The 16679-nt window shown below is 72.1% G+C and carries 16 protein-coding genes; 4 read left to right on the top strand and 12 right to left on the bottom strand.

Annotated elements, in window-relative coordinates; genetic code table 11:
* Window positions 1-5 precede the first annotated feature (5 nt).
* Window positions 6-560 carry a peroxiredoxin gene (locus U8525_RS12995; RefSeq protein WP_374265311.1) on the bottom strand — a complete coding sequence of 185 codons (555 nt, stop codon included), beginning with the start codon at window positions 558-560 and terminating at the stop codon, window positions 6-8.
* A gap of 233 nt (window positions 561-793) precedes the next feature.
* Here U8525_RS12995 and U8525_RS12990 point away from each other — a divergent pair, with 233 nt between their 5' ends.
* Complete coding sequence (locus U8525_RS12990) at window positions 794-2389, top strand: sigma 54-interacting transcriptional regulator (protein ID WP_374265309.1); 1596 nt, start codon at window positions 794-796, stop codon at window positions 2387-2389.
* Between the two features lie 36 nt (window positions 2390-2425).
* On the opposite strand, the gene U8525_RS12985 is transcribed toward U8525_RS12990, so the two are convergent.
* The 8 genes from U8525_RS12985 to U8525_RS12950 form a co-directional block, all read right to left on the bottom strand.
* Complete coding sequence (locus U8525_RS12985) at window positions 2426-3016, bottom strand: hypothetical protein (protein ID WP_374265307.1); 591 nt, start codon at window positions 3014-3016, stop codon at window positions 2426-2428.
* Window positions 3017-3112: 96 nt separating this feature from the next.
* Window positions 3113-4480, bottom strand: a complete 1368-nt coding sequence (locus U8525_RS12980; RefSeq protein WP_374265306.1) for a hypothetical protein — start codon at window positions 4478-4480, stop codon at window positions 3113-3115.
* Window positions 4477-5400 carry a biotin-dependent carboxyltransferase family protein gene (locus tag U8525_RS12975; protein ID WP_374265304.1) on the bottom strand — a complete coding sequence of 308 codons (924 nt, stop codon included), beginning with the start codon at window positions 5398-5400 and terminating at the stop codon, window positions 4477-4479. Before U8525_RS12975 ends, U8525_RS12980 begins: the two co-directional genes overlap by 4 nt.
* Entirely contained in the window at window positions 5397-6686 is a 1290-nt protein-coding gene (locus tag U8525_RS12970) for a LamB/YcsF family protein (protein WP_374265302.1), read from the bottom strand. The genes U8525_RS12975 and U8525_RS12970 overlap by 4 nt, the downstream gene beginning before the upstream one ends.
* Before the next feature lie 26 nt (window positions 6687-6712).
* On the bottom strand, window positions 6713-7405 hold the full coding sequence (locus U8525_RS12965) for a histidine phosphatase family protein (RefSeq protein ID WP_374265300.1): 693 nt from the start codon (window positions 7403-7405) through the stop codon (window positions 6713-6715).
* Window positions 7405-8484, bottom strand: a complete 1080-nt coding sequence (locus tag U8525_RS12960) for a phosphotransferase family protein (protein ID WP_374265298.1) — start codon at window positions 8482-8484, stop codon at window positions 7405-7407. Before U8525_RS12960 ends, U8525_RS12965 begins: the two co-directional genes overlap by 1 nt.
* 2 nt (window positions 8485-8486) lie before the next feature.
* Complete coding sequence (locus U8525_RS12955) at window positions 8487-9725, bottom strand: acyl-CoA dehydrogenase family protein (RefSeq protein ID WP_374265295.1); 1239 nt, start codon at window positions 9723-9725, stop codon at window positions 8487-8489.
* Window positions 9726-9806: 81 nt separating this feature from the next.
* Window positions 9807-10526, bottom strand: coding sequence for a TetR/AcrR family transcriptional regulator (locus U8525_RS12950; RefSeq protein ID WP_374265293.1), 720 nt, complete (start codon window positions 10524-10526; stop codon window positions 9807-9809).
* Window positions 10527-10659: 133 nt separating this feature from the next.
* On the opposite strand from U8525_RS12950, the gene U8525_RS12945 reads away from it, so the two are divergent.
* Both U8525_RS12945 and U8525_RS12940 read left to right on the top strand, forming a co-directional pair.
* Complete coding sequence (locus tag U8525_RS12945; RefSeq protein WP_374265291.1) at window positions 10660-11310, top strand: hypothetical protein; 651 nt, start codon at window positions 10660-10662, stop codon at window positions 11308-11310.
* 58 nt (window positions 11311-11368) lie between these two features.
* On the top strand, window positions 11369-12508 hold the full coding sequence (locus U8525_RS12940) for an aminotransferase class V-fold PLP-dependent enzyme (RefSeq protein ID WP_374265289.1): 1140 nt from the start codon (window positions 11369-11371) through the stop codon (window positions 12506-12508).
* 31 nt (window positions 12509-12539) lie between these two features.
* Here U8525_RS12940 and cysK read toward each other — a convergent pair whose 3' ends face one another.
* Complete coding sequence (gene cysK, locus U8525_RS12935) at window positions 12540-13460, bottom strand: cysteine synthase A (protein WP_374265287.1); 921 nt, start codon at window positions 13458-13460, stop codon at window positions 12540-12542.
* Between the two features lie 44 nt (window positions 13461-13504).
* Window positions 13505-14350: a serine O-acetyltransferase EpsC gene (gene epsC, locus U8525_RS12930; RefSeq protein ID WP_374265285.1), complete on the bottom strand. Its 846-nt coding sequence runs from the start codon at window positions 14348-14350 to the stop codon at window positions 13505-13507.
* Window positions 14351-14572: 222 nt separating this feature from the next.
* Here epsC and U8525_RS12925 point away from each other — a divergent pair, with 222 nt between their 5' ends.
* Window positions 14573-16216 (top strand): AMP-binding protein, encoded by a 1644-nt coding sequence (locus tag U8525_RS12925; protein WP_374265283.1) that lies wholly within the window; start codon window positions 14573-14575, stop codon window positions 16214-16216.
* On the opposite strand, the gene U8525_RS12920 is transcribed toward U8525_RS12925, so the two are convergent.
* Window positions 16203-16676, bottom strand: a complete 474-nt coding sequence (locus U8525_RS12920; protein WP_374265281.1) for a TfoX/Sxy family protein — start codon at window positions 16674-16676, stop codon at window positions 16203-16205. The two genes, U8525_RS12925 and U8525_RS12920, sit on opposite strands and share 14 nt — an antisense overlap.
* Between the last annotated feature and the right edge of the window lie 3 nt (window positions 16677-16679).

Here is a 16679-nt window from a genome sequence, read left to right as displayed (position 1 = left end):
CGCGCTTACCCCGCCTTCTGCATCTTCTGGGTGAGCGTCTCCTCACCCTTCTGCCAGTTGCAGGGGCACAGCTCGTCCGTCTGGAACGCGTCCAGCGTGCGCACCAGCTCCTTGACGTTGCGGCCCACGGACAGGTCGTTCACGGACACGTGGCGGATGATGCCCTCCGGGTCCACGATGAACGTGGCGCGCAGGGCCACGCCCTCCTCCTTGTGCAGGATGCCCAGCGCGGAGGTCAGCTCGCGCTTGATGTCCGCCAGCATGGGGAAGGGCAGGTTCTTCAGGTCCGGGTGGTGCGTGCGCCACGCGTGGTGCACGAACTCGCTGTCGGTGGACAGCCCCAGCACCTGCGCGTTGCGGTCGCTGAAGTCCTTGTTCAGCTTGCCGAACTCCGCGATCTCGGTCGGGCAGATGAAGGTGAAGTCCTTCGGCCACGCGAAGAGGACCGTCCACTTGCCCTTCTGGTCCGCGTTGCTGATGTCCTTGAACTCCTTGCCCTTCTCCAGGCTCACGACGGCCTTCAGGTTGAACTGAGGAAGCTTGTCGCCAACGGTCAGCATGGGATTCGACTCCTTGGGGATGGGGGGCGGGCCACCGTGGTCCACCCCAGAGGTTGTGAGTTGCTACGGGATAAAGCAGCCATCGTGCCAGTGCTTCAGCTGCTGTGATTCCAGGAGGTTACGGCTCCTCCTGAGGTTCGCACCGGCGGGACGGTGACGCCGGGTGGGTGCATAACGAAATCCCGGTGCCTTTCGCCACTGCAATTTCGGTGGGCCGCTATTATCGGTAACACATGCCGGATGAACTGATGGGGCGCCACCCGGAAGTGACGCAGGATGCTCGGGAGCTGGTCGAGCTGGCAACCACGGAAGAGGGGGTGGGAGAGCTGCTCCGTCGGGGACTGGACTGGGTGTCGCGCGTGGTCCCCTTCGACCTGGCCACGCTGTTCCTCCTGAAGGAGGGGCGGCTGGAGGCGGTGGCGGCGCGCGGACCGCTCGCCAACCAGGCGGTGCGCAAGCACTCGCTGCGGCTGTCGGACTTCCCGTCGCTGAAGCAGGCGCTGGAGACGCGGCGCGCGCGGGCCTTCACGGAGGAGGACCACTCGCACGGGGATGGAGATCCGTTCGACGGGGTGCTGGACCTCCCTGCGGGGCACGCGTGCATGGTGGTGCCGCTGTGCGCGGGGGCGCGCTGCTACGGCGTGCTGACCCTGGACCGCGCGCAGTGTGAGACGTACGCCCAGCCGGTGGTGGACCTGGTGGAGGTGTACGGGCAGATGCTGGCGACGGCGCTCCAGGGCGCGGAGCAGCGCGCGGTGATGGAGCGGCTGCACCGCCAGGACCACGAGCACGCGAAGCTGCTGGAGTCGCAGCTGGGCGGGGACTCGGAGGGCATCCTGGAGACGTCCCTGAGCCCGGTGATGCGGGACCTGGCCCGCCGCGCGCGGCAGGTGGCGGAGACGGACACGCCCGTCCTGATCACGGGCGAGACGGGCACGGGCAAGGAGCGGCTGGCGCGGGCCATCCACCGCTGGAGCGCGCGGGCGGATCAGCCCTTCGTGTCGCTCAACTGCGCGGCGATCCCCGCGGGCCTCCTGGAGAGCGAGCTGTTCGGCCACGTGAAGGGGGCCTTCACCGGCGCGAACCGCGACCGCGCGGGCCGCTTCCAGATGGCGCACGGGGGCACGCTGCTCCTGGATGAGATTGGCGAGCTGCCGGTGGAGCTGCAGGCGAAGCTGCTCCGCGCGCTCCAGGAGAAGGCCTTCGAGCCGGTGGGCAGCGACAAGACGGTGCGGGCGGACGTGCGCATCCTCGCGGCGACGCACGTGGACCTGCACCAGGCCATCGCGCAGAAGCGCTTCCGCGAGGACCTCTTCTACCGGCTGAGCGTCTTCCCCCTGCGGCTGCCGCCCCTGCGCGAGCGGCGCGAGGACCTGCCGCAGCTCACCGTGTTCCTCCTGGAGGAGCAGGCGAAGCGCACGGGCCGGCGGGGCATGCGGGTGTCGGCGTCCGGGCTGGCGCGGCTGGCGGCGTACGACTGGCCGGGCAACCTGCGCGAGCTGGCGAACGCGCTGGAGCGCGCCACCATCCTCACGCGCGGCCAGGAGCTGACGGCGCAGTCCTTCGACCTGCCGGGGGGGCACGCGCTGGCCGTGTCCGCGACGGTGGAGGAGCCCCCGGAGCCGATGAAGGCCGGGGTGAAGGTGCCCACGCTGGCGGCGGTGCAGCGCGAGCACATCCTGCGGGTGCTCACGCTCACCCGGGGCCGCGTCTACGGCGAGGGCGGCGCGGCGGCGCTGCTGGGGCTCAAGCCGTCCACGCTCCAGAGCCGGATGAAGAAGCTGGGCATCGCGCGGCTGGAGGGCTTCACGGCCGCCGGGGACGCGTGACGGGCGCGCGGGCGTGTCCCCCGCGCGCCTCCGGCCTCAGTGCCAGCCCTTGTCCTCGCGGGCCTCGCGGCGGTCCTCGCGCATCTCCTGGCGGTTCTGCGCGGTCTCCGCGCGGGCGAGCTGCACCAGGTCGGCGATGAGCATGCGCTTGCGCGTGATGCTCCCGCTGTCCAGCCGGCCATAGAGGCCGTTGAGCTCCTGGGCGATGGAGCGCGTCTGCTGGAGCGCGCGGGACTCCTGGCGGACGTCGCGCACGTCGTCGCGGTGGTCCTTGCGGTCGTCGGAGCGGTAGCCGTCGTGGCGCACCTCGCGGGCGCTGGAGCGGGCCTCCTGCTTGTCCTGGGCCAGCTCGCGGTGCGACTCGTTCAGCTCGGCGTTCACGTAGCCGCGCAGCTCCTGCTCCACCTGGAGGATGTCGCGGCGCGCGCCGCGGCCGCGGGCAGAGTCATACCGGGCGAGCAGCGACTCCACCTGGCGCAGGTCCTGATGGTCGTCCCGGCTCTCTCGCGCGTCCTGCCGCAGCTCCTGGCGGTCATGGACCTGCTCCGCGTGGTTGCCGCGGGGACCGCCAGCGTGAGCCAGGGCCGGGAGGGACAGCGCCATCGTTGCCAGCAGCCACTTCGACATGGGGGGCTCCTTCAAGTGCGTCGGATGCCTGGAGAGACGCAGCTTGTCGCCGCGCATTCACGGCGACGGACCTCCCCCAAGGGGTGGGAGCGGGGCCTACGACACCGCGGGCGCGGCCGGGCGCGGCGTGGAGGGCGCCACGGGGTAGTGCGCCTCCTTGCCGAAGGGCTGGTCGAAGAGGTGCGGATCCGACTGGCGCGAGCGGAAGAGGTCCACGATGTAGTTCATCCGCTGGTCCAGCCTGCTCCAGTCCTTCGCGGCGGTGCCGGTGAGGCTGTCGGGCGTCTTGTCCAGGCGGGCCAGCAGCTCCTTCAGCTTCGGGTCCTCGATGGTGCGCAGGTGCGGCGGGAAGAGCGTGGACTCCATGCCGGCGGGGGGCGGCAGGTCGTTGCCCAGCTTCAGCGCGCCGCCGGGCACCGCGAGCTTCATCATGTGCTCGGTGGCGATGCCCCGGAACACGCCGGCCAGCTTGTCCACCAGCGGGTTGACGACGAGGTCCACCGCGCCCGACTTGATGGCCGCCCTGGCGGCGAGGTTGGCGGGGAAGGGCAGGGCGCTGGCGCCCGCCTCGATGCTCTTCTTGAGGATGTTGGCGAAGACCTCCTTCACCGGGGCGTTGAGGGCCTTCTCCACGAAGCCCTGCAGCTGCGTCTGCTCGTGCAGGCCCACGGTGTCGTTGGCCCGGAGCATCAGCTCGGCCTTCGCGTTCGGGTCCTTCTCGAACATGGCCTGCGCGTAGGTGCCGAAGGCCTCCTTGAGCAGCGGCTTGTCCGCCGGGAAGCCGTCCAGGTACTTCTGGAGCTTGGCGGGGTCCAGCTGGGTGTCGCCCTGGAAGGTCTCCACGAAGCGGGCGAACTCGTGGCCCACCTCGCGGAAGACGAACTGGTTGCCGTCGCCAATGGCCTTGCTGACGTCGTTGAGCGCGTCCGCGCCGGCCTTGGCGATGTCGCCGGTGGGCATGGCGGGCAGGCCCAGCTTGCGCAGCAGGTCGTCCACCTTGGACATGGCCTCGCCCATGACGCCGCCGCCCTTGAGGACGTCCACGAAGGCCTTGGGCATGTCCTCCTGGCGGATGCTCACGCCGGCCTGCTTCGAGGCCCAGGTGGCGAAGGTGGACCAGTTGGCGTTCTCCTTGCCCAGGAGCGTGCCCATGGCGTCGGACAGGTCGTGGTAGCCCTGGGTGATGGCCAGGTTGCGCGCCACGGGGTCCTGCATCGCGGCGATGTTCGCCACGTCCGCGGCGGTGGGGTAGCTGCCCGGCGTGGGGCGCGGGCCGCCCTGCTGGGGGGCCGCGGCGGGGGTGGACAGGGCCACCGGGGCCTTGCCGGCCTTGGGCGACTCGAAGAGGGAGGCTCCCTGGCCGGCGCCGGGCTTCACCTCGTTGCGGGGGCGCGGCGGGAGGGCTGGCTCCTGCGGGCGGGGCGTCAGAGGGGTGGGGCGCGGGCCGATCTTCGGAGGAGTCATGCCCCCAGTATCGGCCGGGCCGGGGCCGAAGTTGCCCCGTCCGACCTGGCGGGGTGGGTCTTCCAGGCGTCTCGGGCCACTTCGAGGGTGACGGCCTGGAGGCGCACCGGGGCGCCTGGGCGGCGAGCCCCCAGGCGGCCCCAGTCCGCGCGGATGACGGCGGCGATGAGCGGGTAGCCCCCGGTGGTGGGGTGGTCCGGTCCCAGCACGATGGGCGTCCCGGAGAGGGTGACCTGGATGGCGCCGCGCACCATGGGCCGCGACGTGCCGGTGCCCTCGTCGCCGTGGGGCACGCGAGGCCCGTCCAGCCGCTGGCCCACGCGGTCGCTGGAGGGCGACACGGTGAAGGTGCTCCCCAGGAGGAGCGCCACGGCCGCGTCGTCGAAGCGGGGCGCGTCCGGGCCCAGGAGCACCCGCAGCGGGGCCTGGGGGTCCAGGGCTTCCGCGAGCCGCGCCTGGTCGGCTTCGGGAGAGGCGCCGCCCGGCGTGGCGGGGCCCAGCGGGAGCAGGTCGCCGGCGCGCAGGGGCCGGCCCTCCCAGCCGCCCAGGCGGGCCACGCCCAGCGTGCCGTGGCCTCCCAGGACCTCGGGGACCGCGAGCGCGCCGTCCACGGCCACATAGCGCACGGCGTACCGGGTGGGCGCGGGCACGGTGAGCGTGGCCCCGTCCGTAAGGAGGGTGGGGGCCGCGCCATCCACGGACACGCGCGCGTCGCGGCCCCGGGCGCGCAGCCCCAGCCGGCCGAAGGCCTCCAGTCCCGCGGCGCCGGGCGCGTTGCCCACCGCGCGGTTCGCCGCGATGAGCAGCTCCGGCGCCCACGCGCCGCCGGGCGGCACGCCGTGGTGCATGACCCCGGCCCGTCCGCCGTCCTGCACCGTCGCGGGCGCGCCCAGGCCGGTGAGCTCGAGCCAGGCCGTCATGGCCGCACCTGCTCGAAGCGCACGCGGTCGCCCAGCTGGAGCGCCGCGCCGCGCGTGGGGTCGAACGCGGTGAAGTCCAGCGCGGTGCCCACGAGGTTCCAGCCTCCCGGCGACGCGAACGGATATACGCCCGTGCGCTCCCCGGCGATGCCCACCGCGAGCGCCGGCACCCGCGGGCGCGGCACCGGCAGCCGCGGACACGCGATGCTCGGCTCCACGTCCCCCAGGTACGCGAAGCCCGGCAGGAAGCCCACGCAGCGGACCGTGTACTCGCGCGCCGCGTGGCGCCGCACCACCTCCTCCACCGACAGGCCCGCGCGCTCGGCCACCTTCGGGAGGTCCTCGCCGTCGTAGCGCACGCGGATGCGGAGGAGCGGATGCTCCACCCTGGCGACGGGCGCGACGCGCAGCCGCGTCAGCGCGAGCGCGGGGAGCTCGGGCGGGGCCGCCGGGTCGAAGTACACGCACGCGTGGGCTTCGGTGATGACCGCGTCCCGCACGCCCGGCAGCGCGCGCAGGGCCTCGCGCGCCAGGCTCCGGTCTACCGCCTCCGGCAGCACCAGCCGCAGCGCGCTGTCCCCCAGTGGCTCCGGAGGCTGCTCCAGCGCGTCCAGCATCGCGCGCACCTCGCGGGCCAGGGACACCGCGCCGGGCGTGTCGCCGTGCACGCACAGCGTGTCCACGGCGCCGCCCGTGGCCAGCCGCAGGGTGTTCTCCCGCGCCTGCCCCACGTCCGTCAGCACCGCGCCGGGCTGACCGCGTGGGATCAGCGCCCCGTCCGGCAGCGTGCCCCGGTCCGCGAAGCCCTCGCGCGCATACCCGAGCCCCGCCGCCCGCGCCGCGTCCCGCAGCGCGCCAGCACCCGGCCCCACGACCGTGACGTCCGGGCCCAGCGCCGCCACCACGCCGTCCACCACCGCGCGCGCCAGCCGGGGGGACTGGTTGGCCGCGTGGTAGAGCGCCCCATGCGGCTTCGCGTGCCGCACCGGCACCCCGCGCTCGCGGGCCAACGCGGCCAGCTGTCCGCACTGCTCCGCCACCTGCGCGCGCAGCACCGCCGGCGCCACCTCCAGCGCCTCGCGCCCGAAGCCCTCGCGGTCCGCGTACGACGGGTGCGCGCCCGCGAGCGTGCCGTGGCGCTCGCACAGCGCCAGCGCCCGCCGCATGGACGCCGCGTCCCCCGCGTGGCCTCCGCAGGCGATGTTCGCCAGGTGCGCGAGCGCGTAGAGCTGTTCGTCCTCCCCGGGCAGCTCCCCCAGGTCGATGTTGAGCAGGCACCGCGTCATGGGCCCACGCTACGCGAGCCCCCACCTCAGCGGTAGGTGATGAGCGCGCGGTGTTCGCCCTCGAAGTGCCCGTGCTCGTTGAGCGTGGACAGGTATCGGCCCCGCTCGCTGTAGATGACCTTGGTGATTCCACAGTTCGCCAGCGTCCAGTTCGTCCGGAACGCGTGCGCGTCCGGGATGCCCAGCAGGTCCTGGCTGATGGCCGTGATGGGCCCCCCGGAGGTGAACACCAGCGCCGTCCGCGAGGGCCCCAGCGAGGCCACGAGCGCCGACAGCGCCTCCAGGCAGCGCGCCTTGAACGCGCTCCACGGCTCCCGGTACTCGCTGTCGTGCCCGCCCGCGACCCAGCGCCCCACGGCCTGGGTGAACAGGCCCTGATAGGCGCGGCGGGGGTCCGGCGTCGCGGCCAGCTCCTCGCGCAGCACGGCGAAGTCCGCGTAGCGCGGCGTGTGCCGGTGCACGACCTCCTCGTGGTCGAACTCGTTGAACCCAGGCGTCCGCACGGGCTCCACCTGGAGGCCCAGCGCCTGGAGGCACGCGTCCGCCGTCTCGCGGTGGCGCAGCATCGTGCCCGTCACCACGGCGTCCACCTTCGGCAGCCGCGCGCGCAGCGCTTCACCCAGGACGCGCGCCTGCTGCACGCCCACGTCCGACAGCTTGTCGTAGTCCTTCGCGCCGAAGGACGCCTGGCCGTGGCGGATGAAGTAGAGCGCGCCCATCAGCCCCCCGCCTTCTTGATGAGCTGCCGGCAGCGGTAGGCCAGGTAGTTGACGATGAGCCAGTAGTTCTTGAACGCCGGGTTGCGCGTCTGCTTGTGGTGGTAGCGGTAGTAGATCTGCTGCGCGATGACCGCGAGCCGGAACACGCCGTAGACCTCGTAGAAGGTCCAGCTGGCGGGCCTCAGGCCGGTGCGCTCCAGGTAGTACGCCACCACCTCCTCGCGCGTGAGCATGCCGGGCAGGTCCGTGGGCTGCCTGCGCGTCATGCGCAGGAAGGCGTCGTCATCCGCCTGGACCCAGTAGGCCAGCGTGTTGCCCAGGTCCATCAGCGGGTCGCCCAGCGTGGCCATCTCCCAGTCGAGCACGCCGATGACCTGCGTGGGGTCCTCCGGCTTGAGCACCACGTTGTCGAAGCGCCAGTCGTTGTGGATGACGCACGTCTTGATGTCCGGCGGGACGTGCGCGGCCAGCCACTCGCGCGTGTGCGTCATCCGGGGCACGTTCCAGGTGAGCGCCTTCTCGTAGCGGTCGGACCAGCCGGAGATCTGCCGCTGCGGATAGCCCGGCCCCTTGCCCAGCGACTGGAGCCCCACCGCCTGCGGGTCCACGCCGTGCAGCGCGATGAGCTGATCCACCACGTTGAGGCACAGCTGGCGCGTGCGGGCCTTGTCCAGGTCCAGCCCCCTGGGCAGGTGCTTGCGCGGGATGAGGCCGGGGATGCGCTCCATCACGTAGAACTCCGTGCCCAGCACGGCCGGGTCCTGGCACAGCCCCACCATGGTGGGCACCACCGGGTACACGGGCTTGAGCGCCTGCTGCACCGTGTACTCGCGCGACATGTCGTGCGCGGACTTCGCCTTGGTGCCCGCGGGCGGCCTGCGCAGGATGAGGTCGCGGTTGGCGTACTTGAGCCGGTAGGTCCAGTTGGAGGCGCCGCCCGTGTACTGCGTCACCTCCGGCGTGCCCTGGAGCGAGGGCACCTGGGCCTTCAGCCACGCGTCCACCGCGGGCACGTCCAGCGCCTCGCCGGAGCGCACGGCCTTGCCCTCGTCCAGGGGGATGGAGACCGGAGCCATCATGTTCAACCTCCCTTGCTGAAGCCGCGCTTCGCGAGCTCGATGCGGGTGATGACGCCCTTGTGCACTTCATCCGGGCCGTCCGCGATGCGCAGGCTGCGCGCCTGGGCGAAGAAGCCCGCGAGCGGCGTGTCGCGCGACACGCCCGCGCCGCCGTGCACCTGGATGGCGTCGTCCACCACCCGCTGGAGCACGTTGGGCGCCACGACCTTGATGGCAGAGATCTCCGTCATCGCGCCCATGGCGCCCACCTCGTCCAGCTTCCACGCCGCGTACAGCGTGAGCAGGCGGGCCTGGTCGATGGCGATCCGCGCCTCCGCCACGCGCTCGCGGTTGCCGCCCAGGTTGATGAGCGGCTTGCCGAACGCGGTGCGCCCCATGCCCCGGTCGATCATCAGCTCCAGCGCCCGCTCCGCCGCGCCGATGCAGCGCATGCAGTGGTGGATGCGGCCCGGGCCCAGGCGGCCCTGCGCGATCTCGAAGCCCATGCCCGGCCCGGAGATGATCGCGGACGCTGGCAGCCGCACGTCGTGGAAGTGCACCTCGCCGTGGCCGTGCGGGGCGTCGTGGTCGCCGTACACGGGCAGCATGCGGATGAGCTCGACGCCCGGCGCGTCCAGCGGCACCAGGACCATGGAGTGCTGGTGGTGGCGGTCCGCGCCCGTCCGCGACGTGCGGCCCATGAAGATGGCCACCTTCGCGTTGGGGTGGCCCAGGCCGCTGGACCACCACTTCCTGCCGTTGAGCACCACGTGGTCGCCGTCCAGCTCGGCGGTGGCCTGCATGTTGGTGGCGTCCGACGACGCGGCGTCCGGCTCCGTCATGCAGAACACCGAGCGGATGTCGCCCGCGAGCAGCGGCTTCAGCCACTGCTCCTGCTGCTCCAAAGCGCCATAGCGCCAGAGCACCTCCATGTTGCCGGTGTCCGGGGCGCTGCAGTTGAAGACCTCCGGCGCCATGAAGCTGCGGCCCATGGCCTCCGCGAGCGGCGCGTACTCCAGCGTGCTCAGCCCCGCGCCCAGCTTCGCGTCCGGGAGGAAGAGGTTCCACAGGCCCTGCGCCTTCGCGCGGGCCTTCAGCTCCCCCATCACGGGCGGCACCTTCCACTGGCGCCAGTCGCCGCCGGCCTCCATGGCGTGCAGGGCCTGGAGGTACTCGCCCTCCACCGGCTCGATATGGTCGGACATGAAGCGCTTCACGCGCTCCAGGTACTCGGTCGTCCTCGCGGAGGGCTGGAAGTCCATGCGGGCATCCTGCGCCCCGCCGGGTTGGTGAAGCCACTGAATGTTGAGCGTGTGTTGGAAGGCTGGCGCCACCCCGGGCGCTCAGCGGCGGCGCGGGGCGGACGCCTTGCGCGCGCGCGGCGGGCGCGTGCCCCGCCGGCCCTGGGCCCTCGGCTTGCGCGAGGGGGCGCGCGGCGGGGCGGGCTGCTCGATGCTGGCGAGGATGATCCGCCGCAGGAGCGCGTACACGGGCAGCGGGTCGAAGCCCTTGTCCAACTGGTGGTGCAGCGCGAGCCCGTCCACGCACGCCTTGATGATGACCGCGTAGTGCAGGTCCTCGGTGGAGGGGGCCGTGTCGTGGCCGGTGCGCACGTGGGCCACGGTGCGGGCGATCTCCGCGTCGCCCTGGCCCAGGAGCTGCGCGACGGCGGGCGTCAGCTCCTTGTTGCGCAGGCCCAGCGCGAACAGCTCGTAGCGCAGCCGGCATGTTCCCGGCGCGTCCGTGGCCAGCTTCTCGCCCCAGGTGAAGGCCGTCTGCGCCAGCTCCTCCGCCGGCGTCTGCGCGCGCAGCCGCTCCAGCTCCGACAGGTACTGGCGGCTCGCCTCCTGGGTGACGGCCAGGAGCAGCGCGTCCTTGCTGCCGAAGTAGTAGTGCACCAGGCCCTGGTTCACCCCGGCCTCGCGCGCCACCTCCTTCACCGTCGCGGCGTCGTAGCCCCGCTCCCCCAGCACGCGCTGGCCGGCGGCGATGAGGCGCGCCCGGGCGTCAGGCTCCGGGGCGGCGGGGGGAGGCGGCGTCTTGCCACGGCGGGGGGATGGCATCCCAGACCCATAGGGCACCGCCTCCCACCCCCGCAAGGCCGGCGACCGCTCGTTGGCTTGACATCCTGCGTCGTCGGCCTTAGTTAGTCGTGTGACTAAATTAGTCGTCCGGCTAAACCGGAGGAGATGGGCCATGCGAGTCGAGTCCAAGCGGTCGATGCAGTGGGTGAAGGCAGCGGCGGTGGGGGCGGCGGTGGTGTCGGCGCCGGCGATGGCCCAGGACGTGGGGTACTCGTCCACGGGGCAGGAGCAGCAGCGGCGCGGGGCGTTCCTGCTGGAGCTGCAGCCGCCCGCGCTGGACGGCTCGCTGTACGGCGTGCGGGCGGAGGTGGCGCCGTCGAAGGACTCGCGGCTGGCGTTCGGCCTGCTGGGGCGCGCGGGCGGGTGGAGCCGGTCGCTGGGCGCGAAGGCGCGCTTCAGCAACGTGGGCGGCCATGACGTGAAGCTCAACTTCGGCGTGGGCGTGGACGGCCGCTACACGCTGGCCTTCCTGGCGGACGGCACGGTGCGCCCGTTCGTGGGGGTGGCGCTGGGCCTGGAGGAGTTCGTCGCGCGGCGGAGCGGCGCGGCGGCGCCGGACCTCAAGGACTACACGACGACGGCCTTCCTGGAGCCGACGCTGGGCGTGATGTGGCGGCCGGGCTCCGGGCGCGTGGGCCTGTCCGCGCGGGCGGGCCCGGGCTTCACCTTCACGGACGTGCGCGAGCTCCAGGTGGGCTCCAGCAACCTGGGCCTGCGCACGGTGTACCCCACGGCGTCGCTGGGCCTGCTGGTCGTCCTGTAGTCGACGCGGTCCGCGGAGGGTGCCGTGGGCGGTGGAGGCGTGGCTACACTCGCCGCCCATGCCCGCTCCGTTTGAGTCCTACCGCGCCGAGTTCCCCGTCCTGAAGGAACAGCTCTACCTCAACCACGCGGGCGTCGCGCCCACCAGCGTGCGCGCCGCCGCCGCGGTGAAGGCGTGGATGGACGACGTGGTGAACCACGGCGTCCTCCATGAGCGGGGCTGGGAGGCCCACAGCGAGAAGGTGCGCGGGCTCGCGGCGCGCATCATCGGCGCCTCGCCGCAGGAGGTGGCCTTCGTGCGCAACACCAGCCACGGCCTGGGGCTGGTGGCGGAGGGGCTGGACTGGCGGCCCGGGGACGAGGTCGCCGTCGCCACCCGCCTCGAGTACCCCTCCAACGTCTACCCGTGGCAGCACCTCCAGGACCGGGGCGTGGGGGTGCGGGAGATCCCCGCGCCGCGGGGGGGCGTGACGCCGGAGGCCGTGGCGTCCGTGCTCACCCCGCGCACGCGGCTGGTGGCGGTGTCGTCGGTGCAGTTCGCCACCGGCCACCGCACGGACCTGGAGGCGCTGGGCGCGCTGTGCGAGCGCGCGGGCGTACTGCTGTGCGTGGACGGCATCCAGAGCGTGGGCTGCATCCCGGTGGACGTGAAGCGGAGCCGCGCGCACTTCCTCAGCGCGGACAGCCACAAGTGGATGCTGGGCATCTCCGGCATCGGCTTCCTGTACGTGGCGAAGGACGTGCTGCCGCGCGTGCGCCCCGCGCTGGTGGGCTGGCGCAGCACCACCGACGCGTGGAACTTCAACCGCTCGCACTTCGAGCTGCGCCCGGACGCGGCGAAGTTCGAGGAGGGCAGCGCGGCGTACCCCGGCATCTACGCGCTGGGCGCGGCGCTGGAGCTGCTGCTGGAGGTGGGGCCGGACGCCATCGGCGCGCGGATTGGCGCGCTGCTGGCCCGGCTGGACGCGGGCCTGCGCGGCCTGGGCTGCGACGTGGGGCCGGAGCCCCAGGACCGCGCGGGCATCCTCACCTTCCTGTCGCCCGGCGTGAACGTGCGGGCGCTCGGCGCGTACCTGGGGGAGCGGAGGGTGTCCCACTCCGTCCGGCGGGGGCGCATCCGCCTGTCGCCGCACTTCTACAACACGGACGAGGAGATGGACCGGCTGGTGGAGCTGGTGCGCGCGTACCGGCCCGGGTGAGGCGTCCCCCGGGCCGGGCACGCGGTGACCGCTACTGCGCGGGGAAGAGGTTCTCCACGGAGAGGTAGCGCTCGCCGGTGTCGTAGCAGAAGGCGAGCACGCGGCTGCCGTCCGGCATCTCCGCCAGCTTCTGGTTCACCGCGGACAGCGAGGCGCCGGAGGACACGCCCACGAAGATGCCCTCCTCGCGCGCGGCGCGGCGGGCGAACTCGAAGGCGTCCTTCTCATCCACCTGGATGGTGCCATCGAGGATGGCCGTGTGCAGGTTCTTGGGGATGAAGCCCGCGCCGATGCCCTGGATGGGGTGCGGGCCCGGCTGGCCGCCGCTGATGACGGGGGACTTCACCGGCTCCACCGCGAACACCTTCAGCTTGGGCCACTTCGCCTTGAGCACCTCGCCGCACGCGGTGATGTGGCCGCCGGTGCCCACGCCCGTGATGAGGTAGTCCAGCCCGTCCGGGAAGTCGTTGAGGATCTCCTGCGCGGTGGTGCGCTTGTGGACCTCGATGTTGGACTCGTTCTCGAACTGCTGCGGCATCCACGCGTTGGGCGTCTGCGAGACGAGCTCCTGGGCGCGGGCGATGGCGCCCTTCATGCCCTGGGCGCGCGGCGTCAGGTCGAACTGGGCGCCGTAGGCGGCGAGCACGCGGCGGCGCTCGACGCTCATGGACTCCGGCATCACCAGGATGAGCTTGTAGCCCTTCACCGCGGCGACCATGGCCAGGCCGATGCCGGTGTTGCCGCTCGTCGGCTCGATGATGACGCTGCCCTCCTTGAGGAGGCCCCGCTGCTCCGCGTCTTCAATCATGGCCAGGCCGATGCGGTCCTTGATGCTGCCGCCCGGGTTGGCGCGCTCCAGCTTCAGGTGCACCGAGACGCGCGACGGGTACAGCCGGTTGATGCGCACGTGCGGCGTGTTGCCAATGGTCTGCAGGATGTTGTCGACCTTCATGGCGGCTCCTGTGAATGGGGAACGGGCACTGCGTGAGGGAAGGCTCAAATCTGGTAGTCGAGGACGTCCAGGCCCTCGTCGCCCTGGCGCGCGCGCACCTCGCTGCGGCGGGTGACGACGGACTGGGCGGGCACGCTCTGCGTGAGCCACGCGTTGCCGGCGATGATGCTGCCCTTGCCCACCACGGTGTTGCCGCCGAGGATGGTGGCGTTCGCGTACACCACCACGTCGTCCTCGATGGTGGGGTGGCGCTTCCGGTCCGCCAGCGCCTTCTCCACCATCAGCGCGCCCAGCGTGACGCCCTGGTAGAGCTTCACGTTGTCGCCAATCACGGTCGTCTCGCCGATGACCAGGCCCGTGCCGTGGTCGATGACGAACCCGCGGCCGATGGTGGCGCCCGGGTGGATGTCCACGCCGGTGCGCTGGTGGGCGTACTCGGTGAGCAGGCGCGGCAGCAGGGGGAAGTTCAGCCGGTGCAGCGCGTTCGCCACGCGGTAGATGGCGATGGCGTAGAAGCCCGGGTAGGTGAGCACCACCTCGTCCACGCTGCGCGCGGCGGGGTCCGCCTCGAAGATGGCGCGGGCGTCCAGTTGCAGCCAGTCGTAGAGGTCCGGCAGCTTCGCCATGAAGCGGGAGGACAGGCCCGCGTCCGAGACGGGGTAGTGCGGCGCGAGCAGCGCCTGGATGCGCTGGAGGCTCGCCTCCACGGCGGTGACGTCCCGGCGCACGGCGGCGGCGTTGCACTCCAGCCGCTCCGCGAAGTGGGGGAAGAGCAGCCCCAGCACCTGCGCGACGAACTCGGGCGCCGCCTTTCGCACGTCCGGGGGGAAGCAGTGGCGCTGGCGCGCCTCCAGCAGGGTGGCAATCAGTCGGGCGTTCGGGTCGTCCATGGGGCGTTGCGTCAGGATAACGTGTCGGTGCGGCGTTTTCTTTGTTTCCGTCCGGGGAATGGCGGGTGTGGGCGGGATTCGCCTTTTCCGGGTGTCGGGGGCGCCGCGGCCGGGTTCCGGACGTGGATGCCGTCGGCGGGAAAACGTCGCGGCCGTCCGGTCGGAGGCCCCGCTCCCCGCCGGTGCTTGCCGCGCCGGGGCCGGCCTGGGGACGATGCGGGCATGACGACCGCCCTGTCCTATGCCCACGGCACCAGCACCACCCCGCTGCTGGGGGAGACGATTGGTCAGAACCTGCGTCGCACCGTCGAGCGGTGCGGCGACCGGGAGGCGCTGGTGGTGGCCTCGCAGCACTACCGCGTCACCTGGCGGCAGCTCTGGGACGCGACGACGGCGGTGGCCAAGGGCCTGCTGGCGCTGGGCATCCAGAAGGGGGACCGGGTGGGGCTCTGGTCTCCCAACCGCTTCGAGTGGACGGTGTCGCAGTACGCGCTCGCGCGCACGGGCGCCATCCTGGTCAACCTGAACCCGGCCTACCGCACGTCGGAGCTGGAGTACGCGCTCAACCAGGCGGGGGTGAGCGTGCTGCTCCTGGCGAAGGGCTTCCGGCAGACGGACTACACGCGGATGCTGGAGGAGGTGCGGCCCCGGTGCGCGGGCCTGCGCGAGGCGCTGGTGCTGGACTCGGACTGGGAGCGGCTGGTGCGGGGCGGCGCGAGCGTGGGGGACGACGTGCTGGAGGCGCGGGAGCTGTCGCTCCAGTTCGACGACCCCATCAACATCCAGTACACGTCCGGCACCACGGGCTTCCCGAAGGGCGCGACGCTGTCGCACCACAACGTGCTGAACAACGGCTTCTTCGTGGGCGAGGTGCTGCGCTACGGGCCGGAGGACCGCGTGTGCATCCCGGTGCCCTTCTACCATTGCTTCGGCATGGTGATGGGCAACCTGGCCTGCACGTCGCATGGGTCCACCATGGTGATTCCGGGCGAGGCGTTCGACCCGCTGGCGGTGCTCCAGGCGGTGCAGGCCGAGCGCTGCACGTCGCTCTACGGCGTGCCCACGATGTTCATCGCGGAGCTGGACCACCCGCGCTTCGGCGAGTTCGACCTGGGCTCGCTGCGCACGGGCATCATGGCGGGGTCGCCGTGTCCGGTGGAGGTGATGAAGCAGGTGCAGTCGCGGATGCACATGGAGGAGGTCACCATCTGCTACGGCATGACGGAGACGTCGCCCGTGTCCACGCAGAACCCGCTGGACGACACGCTGGAGCGGCGCGTGGGGACGGTGGGGCGCGTGCATCCGCACCTGGAGGTGAAGGTGGTGGAGCCGGAGACGGGCGCGGTGGTGCCGCTGGGGCAGCCGGGGGAGCTGTGCACGCGGGGCTACAGCGTGATGCTCGGGTACTGGGACAACGCGGAGGCCACGGCGGCGGCCATCGACCGGGCGGGGTGGATGCATACGGGCGACCTGGCGACCATGGACGCGGAGGGCTACGTCAAGATCGTCGGTCGCATCAAGGACATGATCATCCGGGGCGGGGAGAACGTGTACCCGCGCGAGGTGGAGGAGTTCCTCCACACGCACCCGGACATCTCCGAGGCGCAGGTCATCGGCGTGCCCAGCGCGAAGTACGGCGAGGAGGTGATGGCGTGGGTGCGGCTGAAGTCCGGCGCGTCGCTGACGGCCGAGGTGCTGGTGGCCTTCTGCGCGGGCCGCATCTCCACGTTCAAGATTCCCCGCCACTGGAAGTTCGTGGACAGCTTCCCGATGACGGTCACCGGGAAGGTGCAGAAGTTCCGCATGCGCGAGGTCTCCATCGCCGAACTGGGGCTCGGCGACGTGGCCAGCCTCAAGACCGCTTGAGGCGCTTCGTGGCGGGGGCCTTCCTGGCGGTCGCGGGCTCCTTCGCTGCTGGAGCCTTCTTCTCCGCGGGGGCCTGCTTCTTGGCGGCCGGAGGCTTCTTCGCCGTCGGCGCCTTCTTCGCGGCCTTCTTCATCGCGGCGCGATTGGCGGCGTCCACGGCGCGGCGGGCCCAGGGGAGCAGTCGGCGGCCGTCGTCCTCGGCGTCCGCGGGGGGCGTCCAGTAGCTCATGGGCTGTTCCTTGCCCCGGCTCTGGTAGATGAAGGGACGGCAGCCCTCGGCCTCGAAGGCGGGGCGGGTGACCTCGTCCGTCTTCAGGTAGAGCTGGCCCTGGATGATGAGGCCGAACATCCGGCCGCCGAAGTACAGGCCCCAGCCGCCGAACATCGAGCGGGCCTGCACCGGGCCGAGCGGCTCCAGCAGTTCGAGCGTGTACTCCATGAAGCTGTCCGTGCGGGGCATGGC

Origin of the sequence: Corallococcus sp. RDP092CA, assembly GCF_041903675.1 — a bacterium.
Taxonomy (GTDB): Bacteria; Myxococcota; Myxococcia; order Myxococcales; family Myxococcaceae; genus Corallococcus.
This window is presented reverse-complemented; position numbering and strand designations above follow the sequence as displayed.